Origin of the sequence: Massilia sp. Leaf139 (assembly GCF_001424165.1) — a bacterium.
Taxonomy (GTDB): Bacteria; Pseudomonadota; Gammaproteobacteria; order Burkholderiales; family Burkholderiaceae_D; genus Telluria.
This window is the reverse complement of record NZ_LMOJ01000025.1, coordinates 368281-390551: the sequence shown is the minus strand read 5'-3', so window position 1 is coordinate 390551 and position 22271 is coordinate 368281. Positions and strand designations below refer to the sequence as shown.

23 protein-coding genes are annotated in these 22271 nt (G+C 64.0%); 11 read left to right on the top strand and 12 right to left on the bottom strand.

The window, feature by feature from the left end; all coding sequences use genetic code 11:
- Positions 1–294: 294 nt before the first annotated feature.
- Together ASF77_RS19515 and ASF77_RS19510 are read right to left on the bottom strand one after the other, a co-directional pair.
- Positions 295–1074 carry an alpha/beta fold hydrolase gene (locus tag ASF77_RS19515; protein ID WP_056343223.1) on the bottom strand — a complete coding sequence of 260 codons (780 nt, stop codon included), beginning with the start codon at positions 1072–1074 and terminating at the stop codon, positions 295–297.
- Positions 1075–1081: 7 nt separating this feature from the next.
- Entirely contained in the window at positions 1082–2674 is a 1593-nt protein-coding gene (locus ASF77_RS19510; RefSeq protein WP_229445503.1) for a M48 family metalloprotease, read from the bottom strand.
- Positions 2675–2750: 76 nt separating this feature from the next.
- On the opposite strand from ASF77_RS19510, the gene moaC reads away from it, so the two are divergent.
- The gene (gene moaC / locus ASF77_RS19505; RefSeq protein WP_056343220.1) at positions 2751–3269 is read left to right on the top strand and encodes a cyclic pyranopterin monophosphate synthase MoaC; all 519 of its coding nucleotides are present in this window, start codon (positions 2751–2753) and stop codon (positions 3267–3269) included.
- A gap of 3 nt (positions 3270–3272) precedes the next feature.
- Here the strand turns inward: moaC and ASF77_RS24420 are convergent, their stop codons facing one another.
- Positions 3273–3410 (bottom strand): hypothetical protein, encoded by a 138-nt coding sequence (locus tag ASF77_RS24420; protein ID WP_156648948.1) that lies wholly within the window; start codon positions 3408–3410, stop codon positions 3273–3275.
- A gap of 80 nt (positions 3411–3490) precedes the next feature.
- On the opposite strand from ASF77_RS24420, the gene ASF77_RS19500 reads away from it, so the two are divergent.
- Positions 3491–5542: a S9 family peptidase gene (locus ASF77_RS19500; protein ID WP_056343217.1), complete on the top strand. Its 2052-nt coding sequence runs from the start codon at positions 3491–3493 to the stop codon at positions 5540–5542.
- Between the two features lie 137 nt (positions 5543–5679).
- Entirely contained in the window at positions 5680–6390 is a 711-nt protein-coding gene (locus ASF77_RS19495; RefSeq protein WP_056343213.1) for a flagellar brake protein, read from the top strand.
- Positions 6391–6458: 68 nt separating this feature from the next.
- Here ASF77_RS19495 and ASF77_RS19490 read toward each other — a convergent pair whose 3' ends face one another.
- The 5 genes from ASF77_RS19490 to ASF77_RS19470 form a co-directional block, all read right to left on the bottom strand.
- A complete protein-coding gene (locus tag ASF77_RS19490; RefSeq protein ID WP_056343212.1) occupies positions 6459–6902 on the bottom strand; it encodes a pilin in 444 nt (147 codons plus the stop codon).
- Positions 6903–7047: 145 nt separating this feature from the next.
- Positions 7048–7473: a pilin gene (locus ASF77_RS25020; protein WP_056344164.1), complete on the bottom strand. Its 426-nt coding sequence runs from the start codon at positions 7471–7473 to the stop codon at positions 7048–7050.
- A gap of 312 nt (positions 7474–7785) precedes the next feature.
- On the bottom strand, positions 7786–8667 hold the full coding sequence (sucD, locus tag ASF77_RS19480) for a succinate--CoA ligase subunit alpha (RefSeq protein WP_056343211.1): 882 nt from the start codon (positions 8665–8667) through the stop codon (positions 7786–7788).
- Positions 8668–8684: 17 nt separating this feature from the next.
- The gene (sucC, locus tag ASF77_RS19475) at positions 8685–9854 is read right to left on the bottom strand and encodes an ADP-forming succinate--CoA ligase subunit beta (protein WP_056343209.1); all 1170 of its coding nucleotides are present in this window, start codon (positions 9852–9854) and stop codon (positions 8685–8687) included.
- 63 nt (positions 9855–9917) lie between these two features.
- The gene (locus tag ASF77_RS19470) at positions 9918–10481 is read right to left on the bottom strand and encodes a DUF2889 domain-containing protein (protein WP_056343206.1); all 564 of its coding nucleotides are present in this window, start codon (positions 10479–10481) and stop codon (positions 9918–9920) included.
- Positions 10482–10886: 405 nt separating this feature from the next.
- On the opposite strand from ASF77_RS19470, the gene ASF77_RS19465 reads away from it, so the two are divergent.
- On the top strand, positions 10887–11531 hold the full coding sequence (locus ASF77_RS19465; RefSeq protein ID WP_056343203.1) for an Abi family protein: 645 nt from the start codon (positions 10887–10889) through the stop codon (positions 11529–11531).
- A gap of 51 nt (positions 11532–11582) precedes the next feature.
- On the opposite strand, the gene ASF77_RS19460 is transcribed toward ASF77_RS19465, so the two are convergent.
- From ASF77_RS19460 to recA, 3 genes are all read right to left on the bottom strand, one after another.
- Positions 11583–11942 (bottom strand): hypothetical protein, encoded by a 360-nt coding sequence (locus ASF77_RS19460; RefSeq protein ID WP_156648947.1) that lies wholly within the window; start codon positions 11940–11942, stop codon positions 11583–11585.
- A 173-nt stretch (positions 11943–12115) separates the two neighbouring features.
- Entirely contained in the window at positions 12116–12574 is a 459-nt protein-coding gene (gene recX, locus ASF77_RS19455) for a recombination regulator RecX (protein ID WP_056343195.1), read from the bottom strand.
- Between the two features lie 52 nt (positions 12575–12626).
- Positions 12627–13718: a recombinase RecA gene (gene recA, locus ASF77_RS19450; protein ID WP_056343192.1), complete on the bottom strand. Its 1092-nt coding sequence runs from the start codon at positions 13716–13718 to the stop codon at positions 12627–12629.
- A 303-nt stretch (positions 13719–14021) separates the two neighbouring features.
- Here recA and ASF77_RS19445 point away from each other — a divergent pair, with 303 nt between their 5' ends.
- The 6 genes from ASF77_RS19445 to ASF77_RS25010 all read left to right on the top strand — a co-directional run bounded on the left by ASF77_RS19445 (position 14022) and on the right by ASF77_RS25010 (position 20952).
- Positions 14022–14738, top strand: coding sequence for a response regulator transcription factor (locus ASF77_RS19445; protein WP_056343189.1), 717 nt, complete (start codon positions 14022–14024; stop codon positions 14736–14738).
- A complete protein-coding gene (locus ASF77_RS19440) occupies positions 14735–16291 on the top strand; it encodes a sensor histidine kinase N-terminal domain-containing protein (protein ID WP_082493913.1) in 1557 nt (518 codons plus the stop codon). The genes ASF77_RS19445 and ASF77_RS19440 overlap by 4 nt, the downstream gene beginning before the upstream one ends.
- A complete protein-coding gene (locus ASF77_RS19435) occupies positions 16281–16610 on the top strand; it encodes a DUF4212 domain-containing protein (RefSeq protein WP_082493912.1) in 330 nt (109 codons plus the stop codon). Before ASF77_RS19440 ends, ASF77_RS19435 begins: the two co-directional genes overlap by 11 nt.
- Positions 16607–18655 (top strand): sodium:solute symporter family protein, encoded by a 2049-nt coding sequence (locus ASF77_RS19430; RefSeq protein ID WP_056343186.1) that lies wholly within the window; start codon positions 16607–16609, stop codon positions 18653–18655. Before ASF77_RS19435 ends, ASF77_RS19430 begins: the two co-directional genes overlap by 4 nt.
- Positions 18656–18789: 134 nt before the next feature.
- On the top strand, positions 18790–20025 hold the full coding sequence (locus ASF77_RS19425) for a 6-phosphofructokinase (RefSeq protein WP_056343183.1): 1236 nt from the start codon (positions 18790–18792) through the stop codon (positions 20023–20025).
- Positions 20026–20118: 93 nt separating this feature from the next.
- Positions 20119–20952: a hypothetical protein gene (locus tag ASF77_RS25010; RefSeq protein WP_229445502.1), complete on the top strand. Its 834-nt coding sequence runs from the start codon at positions 20119–20121 to the stop codon at positions 20950–20952.
- On the opposite strand, the gene ASF77_RS25005 is transcribed toward ASF77_RS25010, so the two are convergent.
- Positions 20900–21445, bottom strand: a complete 546-nt coding sequence (locus tag ASF77_RS25005; protein WP_229445501.1) for a hypothetical protein — start codon at positions 21443–21445, stop codon at positions 20900–20902. The genes ASF77_RS25010 and ASF77_RS25005 overlap by 53 nt on opposite strands.
- Here ASF77_RS25005 and ASF77_RS25000 point away from each other — a divergent pair.
- Positions 21420–22145 (top strand): S9 family peptidase, encoded by a 726-nt coding sequence (locus tag ASF77_RS25000; protein WP_229445500.1) that lies wholly within the window; start codon positions 21420–21422, stop codon positions 22143–22145. The two genes, ASF77_RS25005 and ASF77_RS25000, sit on opposite strands and share 26 nt — an antisense overlap.
- Positions 22146–22271 lie beyond the last annotated feature (126 nt).

Here is a 22271-nt window from a genome sequence, read left to right as displayed (position 1 = left end):
TTGCGGAAACGTGCGTAACACGTGGGCACGGAGGCCCGTTGAACCCGTCATTGAGGCCCTTGGCCTCAATGACCCCTACGGTGCGCAACTGCCAACAACTGTCGGGGACACCGGCGCTGCTCGCCTAATCACACTCGAAACGGATCGCCTTTGTAGGGTGGGCATGCCCACGCGTTACGGACGCATCGCGCGGCCGGACATGGTGACAGATCGCTTGCCGGCGTGAATGCCGCTGGAGATGGCCAGGCCACCGGCTCGCGGCGACGTGCGTCACGTGGGCATGCCCACCCTACGTCAAGCGGGTCGCAGGCGCGCCATCCCTTCGCGCGCGGCGGCATCGATGACGTCGCACACCAACTCCGGCTCCGAAAACTGCGGAAAGTGGCCGCTGTTCTGCGCCATGACCTGCCGCCCGAGCGGCGACAAGCTCACCAACTCCAGCTGATGCCGCGCCCGCGCGGTCAACAAGGCTTTCGGCGTTGCCCAGCTTAATGCCGGCTGCGCACCGGTCACGACCATCAGGGGAATTGGCGGAAACGGCGGCGCCGCATCCAGTTCGGCCATGCTGGCCTCCAGATGCTCGGTCTCGTCGAACGGATGCGGCGGCAGCAGGCGCCGCGTCAGGCGTTTGAGCCAGCGCTGCGCGCCGTTCTCGAAGCGCGGCAAGACGCGCACGTCGTCGGGCGCGGTTGCTTCCAGCAGCACCACGGCCGCCACCTCCTCCGGATACAGGCGCGCGAACAGGTTCACGGCCAGGCCGCCCAGCGAATGCCCGACCAGCACATAGGGCGGCGGCACCGTGAGAGCCTTGAGGATCTCGCGCAGGTGTTCGACCACCTCGTGCGCCGTCTGCGGCACCGCCGGTTTGCTGGAATGGTCGATGCCGGGACGGTTCCAGGCGAAGGTGCAGCGGGCGCTGGCCAGTTTAGCGAAGACCTTGAACCAGCCTTCGACCGGCCCGCCGGCGCCGTTCACCAGCACCACGCTCGGCACGCCGGCGCCGGCCAGGATGTATTCCACGGTCGCGCCGGAGACCTGCCGCGTCAGCTTGATGGGAAGCAGAACCGGGCGCATGGGCGGCTTATCTGCCCTTCTCTTCTTCTTTTTCTTCCTTCTGGCGCGCCTTCAGTTCGCGTTCGCGCGCGTCGATCACGGACTGTTCGTAGAACGAGACGTCGCTCGCCTTGCGCGCGAAATTCAGCTGGTCGACGGCGGCCGGCAGCGCCCCGGCCAGCACATAGGATTCGGCCAGCGCCATGTGTTGCAGCGCGATTTTTCCTTGCTTCGAGTACGCGCGCGCCAGCAGGTCGTACAGCTTCGGATCCTCGCGGTAGAGCTGCACCTGGTCGCGCAGGTAGCGCGTCGCATCGTCGAGCTTGCCGGCGTTGATCATGGCGTCGGCGTACTGGCGCGCCAGCGCGCGCGAGAGCGGATAGCGGTTGGTGGCGGCCTGGGCATCGCGCAGGGCCTGCTGGATCACCTCTTGCGGCTGCCCGGGTGCGAGCTTGATTTCCAGGTCGAGCACGGCGAACATGGCGCCGCCGTCGCTGGCCGGCGCGGCCGAGAAGACGCCCTCTTTCGGGCGCATGGTGGCGCGCGCCTTGTCGAACCAGCTGCGCGCCGCGGCGAGGTCTCCCTCTTTCAGCGACAGGAAGGACAAGCCGTACTGCGCCGCCACCTGCTGCTGGCGGTGCTGCTGGGCCAGCTGGGATTGCAGCGTGGTACGGGTATCGCGCCGCGCCGTCGTGCCCAGATCCTGCAGCACCCGCGCGCGCGCCTTGGCAAGGTGGAATTCGATCGTGTCGGGACGCTGCCGGTACGGCGTTTCGCGGATACGCGCCTGGATATCGACGATGCGTTCGCTCGTGAGCGGGTGGCTGCTCAGAAAAGCCGGGATCTCGCCATACACTTTATTCGCGCTTTGCAGGCGCTTGAAGAAAGCCACCATGCCCGAAGTGTCGTAGCCGCCGGCGCTCATGATCTGGAAGCCGACGCGGTCGGCCTCGCGCTCGGCGTCGCGGCTGAAGTTCAGCTGGCGCTGCACGGCCAGGCCCTGTCCGCCCATCAGCACGCCCATCGCCGCATCCGGACTGGCTTTCGCCGCCAGCGCCGCCAGGATGAACGAGGCCAGCGGCAGCAGTGCGTCCTGGCGCTGCTGGCCGAGCATGCGCGCGATGTGGCGCTGCGAGACGTGGCCGATTTCGTGCGAGACGACGGAGGCCAGCTCCGATTCGGTCTGGGCCGCCAGCAGCAAGCCCGAATGGATGCCGATGAAGCCGCCCGGCAGCGCAAAGGCGTTGATCGCGCCGTCGCGCACCGGGAAGAAGGTGAAGTCGGCATTCGTCTCGCCGCGCGCGCCGGGCACGGCATCGACCAGGGCGCCGCCGAAATTGTTCAGGTACTCGCCGATCGCATCGTCGTCGAGGAAATCGCGGTCGCGCCGGATCTCGCGCATGATTTCCTCGCCCAGCTTGCGCTCGACGATCGGCGACAGGTCTTCGCGCGCGGTGTCGCCCAGGGTCGGCAGGCGTGCCGAACTGGGTACGTTGTTGAAGGACTGGGCCGGCGCGGCGGCCGGGACGACGCCCGCCGTGACCGACACGAGCAGGACGGCCAGCGAACGGCGCCAACGGGAGCGCGCGGGCGGCGACGTGGGATGGGTCAGCGGTTTCACGATGCTATGATAACCCCATCCGCAGACGCTTTGCCGCGCCCTGAAACACTTTCTTACCCAAGCATACCAAGCCGACATGACCGATCCGCAAGCCGCCCCCGCAACTGCGCCCGCCGCCGACCAGCTGACCCATTTCGACGCCGCCGGCCAGGCCCATATGGTCGACGTCGGCGCCAAGAACGAGACCCACCGGGTGGCGGTGGCCGCCGGCACCATTCGCATGAAGCCGGAAACCCTGCAGCTGATCGTGTCGGGCAACGCGAAAAAAGGCGACGTGCTCGGCATCGCCCGCATCGCCGCCATCATGGGCGCCAAGCGTACCAGCGACCTGATTCCCCTGTGCCACCCGCTGGCGATCACCCGCGTGGCGGTCGACTTCGAGGTCGACGCGGCCGCCAGCAGCGTCCACTGCCGCGCCCAGGTCGAACTGCACGGCAAGACCGGGGTCGAAATGGAAGCGCTGACCGCCGTGCAGGTGGGACTGCTGACCATTTACGACATGTGCAAGGCGGTGGATCGCGGGATGGTGATGACGAATATCCGGGTGCTGGAGAAGCACGGCGGGAAATCGGGCGACTGGACGGCGGCGCTGTAAGGATTAGTCGACAACCCGGTATGCCGCGCTGGCCTGGGCCGGCGAACTCTCGAAGATGCCGGTCTTGCCGTCCGGGGCAGCGCACACCGTCGGGGCAGCCTGGCCATCCGTGCGGCAAACGTCGTTCCTCCCCCGCAGCATGTTAAATTGCTGCCTTCGCCCAGGCACGACCGTGCCTTGCGGACAAGAACAACACCCGAGACACGCTCAAAGAGGAATCGATGACTTTACGTTTGTTAGCACTGGCGACGGCCCTGGCCGCCTCCACTGCCGTGGCCGCGCCGCGCGGTTTTACGGTGGAAGACCTGGTCAACCTGGAACGCGTCGGCAGCCCGGCCGTCTCGCCGGACGCCAGCCGCGTCGTCTACACGGTGCGTCGCACCGACCTTGGCAAAAACCGCGGGCATACCAGCCTGTGGGTCGCCGACCTGGGCGCATCCGGCGCGCCGAAAGCGCTGGCGCAGCACGACAGCAGCAGCTCCGATCCGGAATGGTCGCCGTCCGGTGACGCCATCTATTTCCTGTCGACCCGTTCGGGCAGCTCCCAGGTCTGGCGCCAGGCCGCGGGCGGCGGCGAGCCGACGCAGGTGACGAACCTGCCGCTCGACGTCGACAATTTCCGGGTCTCGCCGATCGGCGACCGCATCGCCTTCAGCCTGGCCGTGTTCCGCGATTGCCCCGACCTCGCCTGCACCAAGGAGCGCATGGAGAAGCAGGGCAAGAACAAGGCGAGCGGGCGCGTCTACGACCGCCTGTTCGTGCGCCACTGGGATACCTGGGCCGACGGCCGCAACGCGGTGCTGTTCTCGGCCCCGCTCGACGCCAATGGCCGCGTCGGCACGGCGCCGGTCAGCCTGTCTGGCGCACTCGATGGCGACGTGCCTTCGAAACCTTTCGGCGACCGCGAGAAATACCGCTTCAGCCCGGACGGCAAGACCATCGTGTTCTCGGTGCGCATCGCCGGCAAGACCGAAGCCTGGTCGACCAATTTCGACCTGTACAGCGTGCCGGCCGCGGGCAATGCCGCGCCGCGCAATCTTACCGCCGACAATCCGGCCTGGGATGCCAAGGGCGTGTTCTCGCCCGACGGCCAGACCCTGGCCTACCTGGCGATGGCGCGCCCCGGCTTCGAGGCCGACCGCTACCAGATCATGCTGATGGATGTCGCGAGCGGCAAGAAGCGCAAGCTGGCGGCCAATTGGGATCGCTCGGCTGGCGCCCTGCAGTGGAGCACGGACGGCAAGACGCTCGTCGTCGATGCCGAGGATGTGGGCCAGCACCGCCTGTTCGCGATCGACGTCGCCGGCGGCAGCGTCAAACCACTGACTGGCAATGGTTCGATCGGCGCCTTCGACATGCGCCGCGACACCATCGCCTACACCCAGGCGGCGCTGAACTCGCCGGCCCAGCTGTACACGACGGCGCTGCGCAGCGGTACGCCGAAACAGCTGACCAAGAACAATGCCGAGAAACTGGCCGACGTGCGCTTCGGCGAATTCGAACAGTTCTCGTTTAAGGGCGCGAACGGCGACACGGTCTACGGTTACGTGATGAAACCGTGGAACGCCACGCCGGGCGCGAAATACCCGGTCGCCTTCCTGGTGCACGGCGGCCCGCAGGGCAGCTTCGGCAACGCCTGGAGCTACCGCTGGAACCCGCAGGTGTACGCGGGCGCCGGCTACGCCACCGTCTTCATCGACTTCCACGGCTCGACCGGCTATGGCCAGAAGTTCACCGATTCCATCAGCGGCGACTGGGGCGGCGCGCCCCTGGTCGACCTGCAAAAAGGCTTGGCGGCGGCCGTCAAGAAGTTCCCGTGGCTCGATCGCGAGCGCAGCTGCGCGCTGGGCGCCTCCTACGGCGGCTACATGATGAACTGGATCGCCGGTAACTGGCCCGACGGCTTCAAATGCCTGGTGAACCACGATGGCGTGTTCGATACGCGCGGCATGGCCTATTCGACCGAAGAGCAATGGTTCACCGACTGGGAAAACGGCGGCCCATACTTTGCCGTGCCCAAGAAGCACGAACGCTTCAACCCGGTGCACCACGTGAACAAGTGGAAGACGCCGATGCTCGTCATCCAGGGCGACCTCGACTTCCGCATCCCGACCGCGCAGGCCCTGTCGACGTTTACTGCGCTGCAGCGCAAGGGCATCGAGAGCAAGCTACTGGTGTTCCCGGACGAGAACCACTGGGTATTGAAACCGGCCAACTCGTTGCAATGGCATCACACCGTGATCGGCTGGCTGGATCAGTACCTGAAGCGGTAAATCTACCTGATCTCGTTGCAATAAAACCTGGTCAAGCCCGTGTCATCACGGGCTTTTTTGTTGGATCTGCCGAAGTCGTTGCCGCTGATAAACTCCCTGAATGGTAAAATACCGGCCCCTTACCCGGAACGGATACCATGCAGGCCGTACAGGCGAACGAGCTCAAGCCCCAGGAGGTCGATTTCGAGATGATGAATCTCCAGGTCGGCACGCGCCTGCAGCTCATCACCCATCGCCGCGTCAAGCCCGTCCAGTATTTCTCGAGCCTGATCGGCTATGTCAAGGATGAGTACATTATCCTCAAGATTCCGATGGAAAGCGGCGCGCCGATCGCCCTGGCCGAAGGCGAGCGCCTGACGATCCGCGTGTTCTCGGGCATCAAGGTCTGCTCCTTCGCCTGCACGGTCGAGCGGGTGTTCGGGCGGCCGCTGTTCTATGTCCACGTTTCGTTCCCGACCTCGGTGCAGGGTACCAGCCTGCGCACGGCGATGCGGGTCAAGGTCGACTTGCCGGCGGCGCTGTCCGGCAGCGGCACCCACGGCCAACCGCTGGCCTGCACGATTTTGAACCTGTCGGTAAGCGGCGCGCTGGTCGTCTCGCCGAACCGCCTGCCGGCCGACGAGGAGCAGATCGGCCTGCAGTTCTCGCTGAAGGCGCCGCCCGACGACCAGGAAGTGCGCATCGCGGCGCGTGCGGCGATCCGCAACGTGAACGTGACCAGGGCGCCCGACGACAGCGAGCTGTGCACCTATGGCATGCAGTTCATCGATCTCGATCCGGTGCACTACACGCTGCTGCAGAACATGACCTACGAGGCGTTGTTGGCCGACCGGCAAAAGATTGTATGAACCGGCGCGCAGACGCTCAATAAAATAAACCCCGCGAATGCGGGGTTTGCTTTTTGTGGCGCCTGCGCTCACCCGGCCTTGCCCTTGCACACGCCTTCGGAACCGATCAGCTTTTGCGGGATGGTGGCGGCACTGCAGCTCCAGGCGCCGGTGGCCATGTCGCGCGTCAGCGTGATCGTCTGGTTCTTGACACTGGTCGGGCCGGCGACGATGTCGCAGGTCAGGCTGGTGGCGTCGGGGCCGGCGGTGGCGCCGAACTTGCAGTTGGCGGTGGGCTTGTCGGCGGCGGCCAGGCCGACCTCTTCGGGCTTGGTGACGGTTTCGCCGTCGATCAGCTTGATGTCGATGCCGACCTTCCCTGCCGACAGTTCGGTGAGCGCCACGCCGAACTTCGATTTCGCCATGTAGTCCTGATAGGTCGGGACGGCGACCGTTGCCAGAATACCGATGATGGCGACGACGATCATCAGCTCGACCAGGGTGAAGCCGGCTTCCTTCTTTACAACTTGCACGCATGTCACGGTGATTCTCCGGTGGTTGAAGAGTCCGGAACGATAACCGTGGCCGCCGGCGCACGATTGAGGCGGCGCAGCCAAAACAAAAACCCCGCCGAAGCGGGGTTTTTATTACATCAGGTCAGGCGGTCAGTTCAACCGATTACGTCTTGCCGACGCAGGTGCCTTTGCCAATCAGCTTCGACTCGATGGTCGCTGCCTTGCAGCTCCAGCCGCCGTCAGCAGCACGGGTCAGGACGATGTCCTGGCCGCTCACGCTCGCTGGGCCGGCGACGATGGTGCAGGTCAGCGAATCAGCAGCGGCCTTGAATTTGCAGTTAGCGGTTGGGCTGGCTTCTGCGGCCAGGCCGACATCTTCTGGCTTGGCGACGGTTTCGCCATCGTTCAGCTTGGCGTCGAAACCGACTTTGCCACCCGACACTTCAGCCAGCGCAGCGCTGAACTTCGACTTGGCGGTGTAGTTCTGGTAGTTAGGGATAGCGACGGCTGCCAGGATGCCGATGATCGCAACGACGATCATCAGTTCGATCAGGGTGAAGCCGGATTGTGCTTTCTTAACAATTTTCATCGATTTCATGGTGAATCTCCAGGGGTAGGTGTTGGGTTGTCTGTTCGGGTACTGCTTCGTGCCACGTATCCCTTATTGCAAGCGCCGTGCCAGGTCATTTCCCACTGGAATTACTTGCTTTTGTTAGTTACTGGGCAACAAAACCGACAAAATGCGTCATTGCCGAGATCTGGCCTGACAATTTTTGTCACCCACTACGCATTTTCTGTCCATGCGGAAACAATTTTTGGTGCCACATCGGGCGCCGCGATTCGCACGGATAAAAAAAGAGGAGCCCGCAGGCTCCTCTTTAGAGAACAAGAACTGTCCGGATTACAGCATGGCCTTCAGCAGGCGTGCCATTTCCGATGGGTTCTTGGTGGCTTTGATGCCGCACTCTTCCATGATGTCCAGTTTGGCTTGCGCGGTATCGGCGCCGCCCGAGATCAGCGCACCGGCGTGGCCCATGCGCTTGCCCGGAGGCGCGGTGACACCGGCGATGAAGCCGACGACCGGCTTCTTCATGTTGTCCTTGACCCAATGCGCGGCATTGGCTTCGTCCGGACCGCCGATTTCGCCGATCATGATGACCGCGTCGGTATCAGGATCTTCGTTGAACATGCGCATGATGTCGATGTGCTTCAGACCGTTGATCGGGTCGCCGCCGATGCCGACTGCCGACGACTGACCGAGACCCAGTGCGGTCAGCTGACCGACTGCTTCATAGGTCAGGGTGCCCGAGCGCGAGACGACGCCGATGCGGCCCTTGCGGTGGATGTGACCTGGCATGATGCCGATCTTGATTTCGTCCGGGGTGATCAGGCCTGGGCAGTTCGGGCCCAGCAGCAGGGTCTTCGAACCGGCTTTGGCCATGCGATCCTTCAGGGCCATCATGTCGCGGACAGGAATGCCTTCGGTGATGCAGATCGCCAGATCCAGGTCGGCTTCGACAGCTTCCCAGATCGCAGCGGCCGCGCCTGCCGGCGGGACGTAGATGACCGACACGGTGGCGCCGGTGGCGGCTTTGGCTTCCGACACGTTGGCGTAGATTGGGATGCCTTCGAAGTCTTCGCCGGCTTTCTTCGGGTTCACGCCAGCAACGAAAGCGGCCTTGCCGTTCGCGTAGTCGCGGCACATGCGGGTATGGAACTGACCGGTCTTGCCGGTGATACCCTGGGTGATGACTTTTGTATCTTTGTTGATCAGGATCGACATTTGTTTATTCCTTCGAATTAGGCGTTACCAGCTGCAGCGGCGACGACGGCCTTGGCTGCATCTTCCATCGTATCGGCGGCGATGATCGGCAGACCAGAGTCGGCCAGCATCTTCTTGCCCAGGTCTTCGTTGGTGCCCTTCATGCGGACAACCAGCGGCACCTTCAGCGAGACGGCCTTCGATGCGGTGATTACGCCTTCGGCGATCACGTCGCAGCGCATGATGCCGCCGAAGATGTTGACCAGGATGGCTTTCAGGCCAGGGTTCTTCAGCATGATCTTGAATGCTTCGGTGACTTTCTCAGCCGTCGCACCGCCGCCCACGTCCAGGAAGTTGGCCGGCTCGCCGCCGAACAGCTTGATGGTGTCCATGGTGGCCATGGCCAGGCCGGCGCCGTTCACCAGGCAGCCGATGTTGCCGTCGAGCGAGATGTAGGCCAGGTCGAACTTCGAGGCTTCGACTTCGGCTGGATCTTCTTCGTCCAGGTCGCGGTAGGCCAGGATTTCCGGCTGGCGGAACAGGGCGTTGGCGTCGAAGTTGAACTTCGCGTCGAGGGCGATGACCTTGCCGTTGCCGGTCAGGATCAGCGGGTTGATTTCGGCCAGCGACGAATCGGTGTCCCAGTACGCCTGGTACAGGCCTTTCAGGTTCTGGCGCGCTTCGGCCAGCGATTCGGCAGGGATGCCGATCTTGGTCGAGATGTCGTCCGCTTCGGCGTCGGTCAGGCCGACCGATGGGTCGATCGCGATCGAGTGGATTTTTTCAGGGTTGCTGTGCGCGACTTCTTCGATGTCCATGCCGCCTTCCGACGAGGCCATCAGCACGACTTTCTGGGTGACGCGGTCGGTGACCATCGACACGTACAGTTCTTTCTTGATGTCGGCGCCTTCTTCGATCAGCAGGCGGCGCACTTTCTGGCCTTCCGGGCCGGTCTGGTGCGTGATGAGCTGCATGCCCATGATCTGTTCCGCGTATTCCTTGACCTGCTCGAGCGACTTGGCAACCTTCACGCCGCCGCCTTTACCACGGCCGCCAGCATGGATCTGGGCCTTGACCACCCAGACCGGGCCGCCCAGCTCTTCAGCTGCCTTGACGGCCTCGTCGACCGACATGCACGGAATGCCGCGCGGAACCGTCACTCCGAACTTTCGGAGGATTTCTTTGCCCTGATACTCATGGATTTTCATGCTGGCTTCCCTTCTTCTATTACTGATTTAGATAGGTTTAATTGAACAACTTCGACATCGGTCTCAACCCTGTACGGCCTTGATTACCCAGCGCGGGTAATACTTTGCCACAGCGGGGCCGTCGGCGCGCAGCGCGTGGCAGCGGTCGATTTCATACGGACGCACAGCATCGCCATCGTTGGCGGCGTTGCGAATCTCGAATTCGTCATCGGCGAAGGCCTGGATTGCCGCGGTGGGCAAAACCTGCGCCAGTTCGGTCAGGTGGGTGCAGCCGAGCACGCCTGAGAGGCGGTCTTTCAGGTGCAACCGGAAATGTTTGGCGAGCGAGAGCCCGATCAGCTTCTTGTAGGCCGGGCCGATGGTGTCGCAATGCCCCGAATACGGCACCGAGTCGGACGCGGCTTCGGCGTCGACGATCTCGAGATCGCGGTTGATGGTAATGCGCAGGCTCAGGTCGTGCACGGCCGTGCCCGCCGGACGATTGCCGGATGCCAGGACGATGTCGCGTGCCTTGATGTCGCGGATACGTGCGTCAAGATCCCACAGGCCATCGTCGCGCGCATAGGCTTCGACAGTAATGGCGCGAGTGTGCCGCAGGGAGCGCGGGGCGGGAGTGGACAAAGGCATAAAAAACGGGTGCCGGTGAAGGCGGCAATCAATGGGGCAGCCGGTGTGCTGATGCACGTTGCCGCAGCTTCTGCGGCAACAACCGCTCATGCGGCGCTGCTTAAACCGTGAAAGTTTAGCACACGCGGGGGCGGGTTGCACTGCAACATGGTAGCAGCCGAAAAGGCAGGGAGTGGACTGAAGTGTATTCAGCTGGCGAATGCCGAGTCACAGTCCTTCCAGAAATTCGATCCAAATACGACGAACCCGCCGGTAGGCGGGTTCGTCTGAAATCTGGGTGGCCCCGCAGAGCGGGGCCAAAACTAACCTAGTGTCATCACCAGTATGGTGGCTGGGAGAGGACTTAGCCTAGGGCTGCAGGCACAGTATATCATTGGGCGCTCTAATGATCAAAAAAGATGGGCAATGAACTGGGTTGACCTCGAACGCCACTTTTCCCCTGCTCGCTTAGGTCGGTATCGTGCTTTCTGCGGCGGCGATGAGGCAAAAGCTGCCTCGGCATATGTGAACAACATGCTGTTGGCAGAAGCCATGATGCCAATGCTCGGCGTCTTGGAGATTGCACTCAGAAATGGCATTCACCGCCGCATGTCGGCGCTGTACAAGCGAGCCGACTGGTGGGAAGCATGGTCAGGGGATCAAGTCTTTGCCTGGCAAACCAAAGAGGTAGCCAATGCAAAGAACAAGCTGCAACGCCGGGCGGAAACAGCGACACCGGATAAAGTTGTGGCAGAGCTGGCCTTCGGCTTCTGGAGCTCGCTTTTCAACGGTATCTTTCAAACGGTGCTGTGGAAGGATCTCCGCCTGGTCTTTCCGCGCTGCCCGAAAGCAGAACGACAGCGGCATACCATCTCGTCAGCCTTGAACCAGATATGCGATTTGCGTAACCGCGTGTTTCATCATGAGCAGCTATTGTGGCTGACGCCTTCTCTGATCGCTATGCACGCAAAAGGGATGGAGGTCATTGGCTGGCTCGATCCGGAGCTGGTTCTGTGGCTGGAACAATATGACCGCCTGCCCACCATCTGGGCCAACACCGGGCCACACTAGGGTTTTACTTTAGAACCCACGCGTATGACACCGGCTCACGCACTGTGCGGATCAGGTCGTGCCGTCTTTGACGAAACAAACCAGGCCTTCCCCGTCGAGGCAGATGCCGCCATCGCTTTCGAACGAGACCAGCCACCAACCCTTGCCACCCTCGGGTGCGCTGCCATGCCAGACGATTCCCTGGAAGCCGGCATCCTTCGACGTTCCCTTCTCATCCGTCCAGCGTCCACGGATTTCGTCGGTCATGCTGTCGGGGCCGTCGATCTGGAGCACGTAATCGCCGCTTGCACGTACGTCGAGCACCAGCGTCTTGTCCGCCGTATCGAGCCGGTACCGGCCAATCGGATCGGCAGGAGGTGCAGCACAGGCGGCAAGCAGGACAAGGGGAACGAAGGCGCGCAGTGTTTTCATGTTGGCAACTATTTTGGCAAAACAAGCGCCAGCGGGGGGCGTCATCCGGAGTTGAGGAATATGCTGCCGCATATCACCGGATGGCGCTCCGCGCTGGCGCCTGGGGAAATAGATCAGTGGGGAAGCAGGCTTGCGACGGCTGAGGAACAAGGCGGCGACGGCCTCGCTTTCACTTAAAAGTCGTCGTCCTCGGGCGCGCCCTTGAGGGCGGTACGCACGGCGCCGCTGGAAAAACCGCGGGCGATCAGGAAACGCATCTGCTTGCTGCGCTCGGCCGCGTCTTGCGCGACGGTGCCGAACTTGCGCTGCCAGACTTCGACCGCGCGCGCCGTCTCGCTTTCGGCCAGGCCGGGTTTCAGCTCGGCCAGCGCCTCGCCGTTCACGCCGTGGCTTTGCAGCTCGGCCATGACGCGGCTATTGCCGTAACGCGAAGCTTTCCGATGAATCAGCGATTCGGCGAAACGCTCCTGCGACAGCCAGTTGTTCTTCTCTAAGAAATCGAGGAGGGCGTCGATGTCGTCGCCTTCCTCGGCATGGCGCGCCAGTTTGCGCTTGAGCTCGAGCCGGCTGTGCTCCCGCATGGAGAGGAAGCGCAGGGCTCGGGCTTTCAGGCTTAATACTGGTTGGCGCATGGATACAGCTCATCGGATGGCCGAGCTTAGCAACAAGCCAGGCCCGCTCCGATTACTCCGACACGGCCTTCAGCTTCGGCGCCTTGTCGTCGCCAGCGGCGGCGGCATCGGCTGCCACCGGCGGCAACTCACGCACGCCGAGGGCAGCACGCACCTTGTTCTCGATTTCACGCGCCAGGGCTGGGCGATCCTTCAGGAACAGGCGGGCGTTGTCCTTGCCCTGGCCGATACGTTCGCCGTTATAGCTGTACCAGGAACCGGACTTCTCCACGATCTTGTTGTCGGCGCCCAGATCGAGGATCTCACCTTCGCGGGAAGTGCCTTCTCCATAGAGGATGTCAAAGTGCGCTTCGCGGAACGGTGGCGCGATCTTGTTCTTGACGACCTTGACCTTGGTTTCGTTACCGATCACCTCGTCACCCGACTTGATCGAGCCGGTACGGCGGATGTCCATACGCACGGAGGCGTAGAACTTCAGCGCGTTACCGCCGGTCGTGGTTTCCGGGCTGCCGAACATGACGCCGATCTTCATACGAATCTGGTTAATGAAGATCACCAGGGTGTTCGTACGGTTGATCGAGGCGGTCAGCTTGCGCAGCGCCTGCGACATCAGACGTGCCTGCAGACCTGGCAGCGAATCGCCCATGTCGCCTTCGATCTCGGCGCGCGGGGTCAATGCCGCCACCGAGTCGATGACCACGAGGTCGACCGAACCCGAACGCACCAGTGCGTCGGTGATTTCGAGCGCCTGTTCGCCGGTGTCCGGCTGCGAGATCAGCAGCTCGTCGAGCTTGATGCCCAGCTTCTGCGCATAGCCGACGTCGAGCGCGTGCTCGGCGTCGATGAAGGCGCAGGTGCCGCCCAGCTTTTGCATCTGCGCGATGGTCTGCAGCGTCAGCGTGGTTTTACCCGACGATTCCGGGCCATAGATTTCCACGATACGGCCGCGCGGCAAGCCGCCGACGCCGAGTGCGATGTCCAGGCCCAGCGAACCGGTCGAAACGGTTTGCACCTCTTCGACTGGCATGTTGGCGTCCATGCGCATGACCGAACCCTTGCCGAACTGCTTTTCGATTTGCGCGAGGGCGGCGGCCAGTGCTTTACCTTTTTCAGCAGCGTTGTGTACTACTTTTTTGTCGTCCATAATTTTCTCTTAGTCTTGGAGGTACCAAGGTGTGGGCACCCTCACGCTTTACAAGGGTACTACTGTATATAAATCCAGTGGTTTTTGCAAGCGCGACGTGCCCCCGCTGTTGCCCATCTGTCGAAGAAGACTCGCATTGTTGCGCCAAATCAAACACAATGAGGTTGTAAAAAAAACTCCAGGGCGAGACGCGTCGTCGAACACATTACTTTGGTACAGCGAGACGAGGCAACGCCGCCATGGAAGATTTTTTTTGCAACCTCAGGGGTAGCCGGGAGGTCTAATCGATAACAGGGTGATCTTATGCGAATTTTGCTTGCGGAAGATGATAGCGTACTCGCGGACGGGCTGACGCGCTCGTTGCGCCAGTCCGGCTATGCGATCGACGATGTGCGCAACGGCGCCGATGCCGACACGGCGCTCTCCACCCAGGAGTTCGACCTGCTGATTCTCGACCTGGGCCTGCCGAAAATGTCGGGCCTGGAAGTGCTGCGCCGCCTGCGCGCGCGTTCCTCCCTGCTGCCGGTGCTGATCCTGACGGCGGCCGACTCGGTCGAGCAGCGCGTCGAGGGCCTGGATCTGGGCGCCGACGACTACATGGCCAAGCCCTTCGCCCTGTCCGAGCTGGAAGCGCGGGTGCGGGCGCTGACCCGGCGCGGCGCCGGCGGCGGCCCCACCGTGATCCGCCACGGCCCGCTGGTTTACGACCAGGTCGGGCGCAGCGCCTACATCAACGACCAGATGCTCGACCTGTCGGCGCGCGAACTCGGCTTGCTCGAGATTTTGCTGGCGCGCACCGGGCGCCTGGTGTCGAAGGAGCAGCTGGTCGACCACCTGTGCGAGTGGGGCGAAGAAGTGTCGAACAACGCCATCGAGGTGTATGTGCACCGCCTGCGCAAGAAGATCGAGGTCGGCGGCGTGCGCATCGCCACCGTGCGCGGCCTGGGCTATTGCCTGGAAAAATACTCCGACGCCGGCCGGGCTGGCGCCGCCAGCGAGCAGGCCGTCGAGCACAAGTGAACGAACGCGATGCCGGATTGACCGCGCTCGACGCTCCTGGCGCCGCCTTGCCCGAGCCGCTCTACGTCCCGCCCAATCCCGAGCCGGAAGAAAACATCCAGCATTCGCTGTTCGGCGAGATCCTCGACTGGATGCTGGCGCCCTTGCTGCTGCTGTGGCCGATGAGCATCGCGATCACTTATCTGGTCGCGAAATCGATCGCCAATCAACCGTTCGACCATGCGCTGGAAGACCGGGTGACCGTGCTGGCCCAGCAGGTGCGCGAAGTCGACGGCGCCATCGATACCCGCCTGCCCGCCAGCGCGCGCGACATCCTGCGCGCCGACGACATCGACAGCGTGTATTTCCAGGTACTCGATGCCGCCGGACGCCACGTCGACGGCGACCGCGAATTGCCGCGCCCGCGCGATGACGACAGCGGGGCCGATGGCGACAAGGACGGCGCCGTTCACTTCCGCAACGCCGTCCTGCATGGCAATCCGCTGCGCGTGGCCTACCTGTACATCAACCTCGATCCGCTGGCGCCGCCCGACAGCGCCTCGCCCGCCTTTCCGCGCAAGGCCCTGGTGCAGGTGGCGGAAACGCTCGACAAGCGCGCCATGCTCGCCAACGAGATCATCAAAGGCGTGATCCTGCCCCAGTTCATCATCCTGCCGATCATCCTGGCCCTGGTCTGGTTCGCCCTTTCGCGCGGGCTGTCTCCGCTGGCGGAACTCCAGGAGCGCATCCGCGCCCGCCCATCGGACGATCTGTCGCCGATCGACTCGCGCCAGGTACCCGAGGAGATTTCTCCCCTGGTCGGCTCCCTGAACGACATGCTGGGGCGGCTCTCGCAGACCATCGACATGCAGAAGCGTTTCATTGCCGATGCCGCGCATCAGATGAAGACGCCGCTGGCCGGCATGCGCATGCAGTCCGAGCTGGCCCTGCGCCAGGAAAATCCCGACGAGATCCACCGTTCGCTCGAACAGCTGGCGAAAAGTTCGGAGTCGGCGACGCGCCTGGTGAACCAGCTGCTGGCCCTGGCGCGCGCGGAAAACCAGCCGCATGCGGGCCTCGCCTTCGAGGAAATCGACCTGGCCGGCCTGGCGCGCGGCGTGGTGCAGGACTGGGTGCAGGCCTCGTTCGCCCACCGTATCGACCTCGGCTACGAAGCCCAGGACGAGGACGTGCGCATCGCCGGCAACGCCCTGATGCTGCGCGAACTGCTGTCGAACCTGATCGACAACGCGCTGCGCTACACGCCCGCCGGCGGCAGCGTCACGGTGCGGGTGCGGCGCGACGGCGAACAGGCGCTGCTGGAGGTCGAAGACACCGGGCCCGGCATCGCGCCGCACGAGCGCGCCCACGTGTTCGAACGCTTCTACCGCATCCTCGGCTCGAACACGCCGGGCAGCGGCCTGGGGCTGGCCATCGTGCGCGAGATCGCAGGGCAGCATGGCGCCGAGGTCGACATCTTCAATAACCCGCGCAGCCATTCCGCGAAATTCCCGGGCAGCCTGTTCCGGCTGACCTTCCCGCCACCTGTCAACGACGCCATCGATGCCCTCTGACTCCACGCCTTCGCCCTCCTTCGAGCAGCAGCAACAGCAGCGCCGCTTGCTGGCCGCGCGCACCGCGCACTGGCGCCAGACGCGCCGCCTCACTTTCGTGCTGCTGGCGCTGTGGCTGGCGACGGGCTTTTGCACCGTGTATTTCGCACGCGAACTGGCCGACATCACCCTGTTCGGCTGGCCGCTGTCGTTCTACATGGCGGCGCAAGGAGCGGCGCTGATCTGCCTGGCGATTATCGGAGTCTATGCCTGGCGCATGCGCCGCTTCGACCGCCAGTACGCACGCGCGCTCGAGCCTGCCGCAGAGTCGGCCCGATGAGCAACCAAAAACGGTATTTCCGGCGCCTGTCCGGCTACTACGCCTGGTTTTGCGTCTGCTTCGCCGGCTTCCTGCTGGCCCTGACGATCCTGGAAAACGAGGGCATGCCGCGCCTCTGGATCGGGCACCTGTTCATGTTCGCCACCATCGTGCTGTACGCCACCATCGGCGTGGTCAGCCGCACCTCGAACGTCACCGAATACTACGTCGCCGGACGCCGGGTACCGGCCCTGTTCAACGGCATGGCCACCGCCGCCGACTGGATCTCGGCGGCCAGCTTCATCAGCCTGGCCGGCGGCTTGTATTTGTCCGGCTTCGACGCCCTCGCCTACATCATGGGCTGGACGGGCGGCTATTGCCTGGTCGCCCTGCTGATCGCACCCTACCTGCGCAAGTTTGCCCAGTACACGATTCCCGACTACCTCGCCGTGCGCTATGGCGGCGGCGTGGGCGGGCGCGGCGGGCCGGTGCGCGCGCTGGCCGTGGGCGCGACCATCATCGTCTCCTTTGTTTACGTGGTGGCGCAGATCTACGCGGTCGGCCTGATCGCCTCGCGTTTTACCGGCGTCGATTTCTCGGTCGGCATCTTCCTGGGGCTGGCCAGCATCCTGGTCTGCTCCTTCCTGGGCGGCATGCGCGGCATCACCTGGACGCAGGTGGCGCAGTACATCATCATCCTGGTCGCGTTTTTGATTCCGACCATGTGGCTCTCGGCCAAGCACGCGGACAATCCGCTACCGCAGGTCGCCTACGGTTCGGTGTTGCCGAAACTGGCCCAGCGCGAAGCGCAGCTGGCGGCGGATCCGCGCGAGCAGGAAGTGCGCGCCAGCTTCCAGCGCCAGGCCGATGCCTATGGCGCGCGCCTGGCCGGCCTGCCGGCCTCCTGGGAACAAGGAAAACTCGAGGCCCAGCGCCGCCTCGACACGGCGCGCCTGCGCAACGTTTCGCTGGCCGACGTGCGCAGCGCCGAACGCGCCCTGGCGGCCTACCCGAAGACGGCGGACGATGCCGAAACCCTGTGGCGCGAGCAGCGCGCGCGCCTGCTGGCGCGGGCCCAGCCGCCGCAGCCGCACGCCACCCCCTTCCCCGGCGCCACCGAGGACGAATCGAATGCGCGCCGCAACAATTTCCTGGCCCTGGTCTTCTGCCTGATGTTCGGCACCGCCGCCCTGCCCCACATCCTGATGCGCTCCTACACCACGCCCTCGGTGCACGAGACGCGCGTCTCCGTGTTCTGGACGCTGTTCTTCATCCTCCTGATCTACCTGAGCATCCCGGCGCTGGCCGTACTGGCCAAGTACGACATCTATACGAGCCTGGTCGGCAGCGATTTTTCTTCGCTGCCGACCTGGATTTCGTACTGGGCCAACATCGACAAGGTCAATCCCCTGATCCAGGTGACCGACATCAACGGCGACGGCCTGGTGCAGCTGGCGGAAATCGCCATCGACGGCGACGTGCTGGTGCTGGCCACGCCGGAAATCGGCGGCCTGCCCTACGTGATCTCGGGCCTGGTCGCGGCCGGCGGCCTGGCGGCGGCCCTGTCCACCGCCGACGGCCTGCTGCTGGCGATCTCGAACGCGCTCTCGCACGACGTGTATTACAAGATCGTCGACCCCGGCGCCTCGACCCAGAAACGGGTGACGATCTCGAAACTGCTGCTGCTGGCCGTCGCCTTCATCGCCGCCTACGCCGCCTCGCAAAAGCCGGCCGACATCCTGTCGCTGGTCGGCGCCGCCTTTTCCCTTGCCGCTTCGACGCTGTTCCCGCCGCTGGTGCTGGGCGTGTTCTGGAAGCGCGCCAACCACGCCGGGGCGATCGCCGGCATGGCGGTGGGCTTTCTCGTCTGCCTGTACTACATGATCCGCGTGCACCCGATGCTCGGTGGGCAAATGGACGCCGCCTGGTTCGATATCGCGCCGATGTCGGCCGGGATCTTCGGCGTGCCGGCCGGGATGCTGGCGGTGGCGGTGGCCAGCCTGCTAACGGCGCCGCCGGCACGTGCCAGCGATGCGTTGGTGGACTATATCCGGGCGCCGGAGTAACAAAAAAGCGACGCTATCCGGGCTGCATGGCTGCGCTCGGGTGCCGGTGCTATGCTGGCTTCGGTGTTGTAGGGTGGGCTCCTGAGCCCACCCTACGAAATGCGCCCCATCGCCCATTGCGTATAGGAGATTCCATGTCATCCGGCAAAATCCTCGTTGCACAAGGCGGCGGCCCGACCGCCGTCATCAACCAGTCGCTGGTCGGCGTGACCCTGGAGGCGCGGCGCTTTCGCAACGTGAACCGCATCTACGGCGCCCTGCATGGCGTACGCGGCATCGTCAACGAAGACTTTCTCGACCTTACCCAGGAAACCAGCCACAACCTCGAACTGGTGGCGGCCACGCCCTCCTCAGCCCTGGGTTCGACCCGCGACAAGCCGGATACCGCTTATTGCACGCGCATCTTCGACGTCCTGCGCGCCCACGAGATCGAACATTTCTTCTACATTGGCGGCAATGACTCGGCCGACACGGTGCGCATCGTCAGCGAACAGGCGCGCGCCGCCGGCTATCCGCTGCGCTCGATCCACATCCCGAAGACCATCGACAACGACCTGGTCGGCAACGACCACACTCCCGGCTTTCCCTCGGCCGCGCGCTTCGTCGCCCAGGCCTTTGCCGGCGCCAATCTCGACAATGCCGCCCTGCCCGGCGTGTACGTCGGCGTGGTGATGGGCCGGCATGCGGGCTTTCTCACGGCCGCCTCCGCGTTGGGTAAAAAATTCCCCGACGACGGCCCGCACCTGATCTACCTGCCCGAACGCGTGTTCGAGCTGGAGCGCTTCCTGGCCGACGTGAAGACGGCCTACGACCGCTACGGCCGTTGCGTGATCGCCGTCTCGGAGGGCGTGCACGACGCCGCCGGCGAGCCGATCGTCACCCTGCTGGCGAAGGAAATCGAAAAGGATGCGCACGGCAATGTGCAATTGTCCGGCACCGGGGCCCTGGCCGACCTGCTGTGCGAAGAGATCAAGGAAAAGCTCGGCATCAAGCGCGTGCGCGGCGACACCTTCGGCTACCTGCAGCGCTCCTTCATCGGCTGCGTGTCGGACGTCGACCAGCGCGAGGCGCGCGAGGTCGGCGAAAAGGCGGTGCAATTCGCGATGTGGGGCGATGCCGACGGCTCGGTCGTCATCCGCCGCACCGGCTTCTATTCGGTCGACTACGAACTGCTGCCGCTCGACCAGGTGGCCGGCAAGACCCGCACCATGGAGGACGCCTTCATCAGCGCGAGCGGCACCGACGTCACCGACGCCTTCCGCCTGTATCTGCGGCCCCTCCTTGGCTCCGGCATGCCCGACGCCTTCCGGCTGCGCGGCGCGCGCGTGGCGAAAGTGCTGCATCCCGCCCTGCCGCCGGCGCATCTGTGAGAATTGGATAGTTTTGGGGCATGCCGTTCCGGCTATGCTTGCCAGCTGCGGCCGGCAGGCCGGTTCGACGATCCACCTTTGCAAGCACACCCCATGCCCCAACGAATTTCCCTGCGCCCGCTCGCTGCGATGCTGGCGCTGTTCCTGTGCGCAGCGGCGCCGCTGCACGCTGCGCCGCAGCCGGCCCCCTTGCCCCCGATCGAGCGCTTCTTCGCCACCCCTGCGCTGGCCGACGCCGCGCTCTCTCCGAGCGGGCGCTACCTGGCGGCGATTGCGGGTGCCGCCGGCCGCCGCGATTACCTGGTCGTGATCGACCTGCAGGCCAAGACGGGCAAGCTGGTCGCGGGCTACAACGACGTCGACATCCAGCAGTTCACCTGGGTGAACGACGAGCGCCTGGTCTTCAATGTGACGGATCACGCGGTAGCACCGGGCGCGCAGGACATGGCGGCCGGCCTGTACGCGGTCAACCGCGACGGCAGCAAGCTGCGCCAGCTTGCCGACCGGCGCGACGCGTTCATCTCGGAAGGGATCTCGCGCATGGGACGCAAGATGCTGCCATGGCACACCTTTCTGATGGATCAGCACGGCGCACAGAATTCCGACGCCATCTACGTCGAGAGCTACGAGTGGGAAGACCACGGCTTCGAACTGCGCTACGTCAACCTGCTGAAACTCGATACCGTCACCGGCGTCTCCCAGGTCGTCCCGCGTCCCGCCCGGGTAACGGACTGGACGCTCGACCAGAAGGGCGAGCCGCGTCTTGCTCGCGCGAGCGAAAAGGGTGTCACCACCGTGTATTACCTCGACCCGGCCACCTCGGCATGGCGGGTGCTGACCACCTACCAGACTTACGGCGGCGGCAAGGGTGCATTTACCCCCCCTGGGTTTCGGCAGCGACGGCACTTTGTATGTGACGAGCAATAAGAACCAGGATACCGCGTCGGTATACACCGTCAACCTTGCCACCGGCGCGCTCAGCGCGAACCCGGTCGTGACCGCGCCGGGCTACGATTTCCATGGTTCCCTGGTGCGCAGCGGCGAAAAACTGCTGGGCGTGCAATTGCGTACCGATGCCGACGGCATCGTCTGGTTCGACAAGGCGATGCAGGAGGCGCAGAAAAAACTCGACGCTGCGCTGCCGGGCACCATCAACCTGATGTCGTTCGCGACCGGCAACCACACCGACTGGGCACTGGTGCGCTCGTTTTCGGACGTGCGCCCGCCCTTCTACACGCTGTTCAACCTGAAGTCGGGCGAGGTCGACAAGGTCGGGGACACCTATCCCGGCATCGATCCCAGGCAGATGGGCCGCCAGACGCCGGTGCGCTACAAGGCGCGCGATGGCCGCGAGATCCCGGCGCTGTTGACCATGCCCGCCAATGGCGCGAAGAATGCGCCGCTGGTGGTGCTGGTGCACGGCGGCCCCCTACGTGCGCGGCACGACCTGGGGCTGGGATCCGGAAACCCAGTTCCTTGCCTCGCGCGGCTATGCCGTGCTGGAACCGGAATACCGCGGCAGCACCGGCTATGGCGCCGCCCACTTCAAGGCCGGATGGAAACAATGGGGACTGGCGATGCAGGACGACATCGCCGACGGCGCACGCTGGGCAGTCGCCCAGGGCTATGGCGATCCAAAGCGCATCTGCATCGCCGGCGCCAGCTATGGCGGCTACGCCACGCTGATGGGCCTGGTGAACGATCCGGATCTGTACAAGTGCGGCGTCGACTGGGTCGGCGTCACCGACATCAACCTGATGTACGACGGCCACTGGAGCTTCCTGTCCGACCTGTCCGACCAGTGGAAGCAGTACGGCATGCCGGATCTGATCGGCGACCAGGTCAAGGACGCGCTCCAGTTGAGGGCGACCTCGCCGATCCAGCAGGCGGCGCGCATCACGGCGCCGCTGCTGCTGGCCTACGGCAGCAACGACCGCCGCGTACCGATCTACCACGGCCGCAAGTTCCTCGACACCGTCAAGCCGCATAACAAGCAAGTCGAATGGATCGAATACGAGGACGAGGGCCACGGTTGGCGGCTGGCCAAGAATCGGATCGACTTCTGGACCCGGGTCGAGAAATTCCTGGACAAGCATATCGGCAGCGGCGCGCAGCACTGATTGCGTCCTTCGCCATGAAGAAGTGCTGCATCTGGAGCGGGCGTGAATCGTTGCCGTGGTGACATTTCGATAGTTTTGCGCAAACCCGCGCCTGCTATGCTTGCATCACAACAATAACCTGAACGA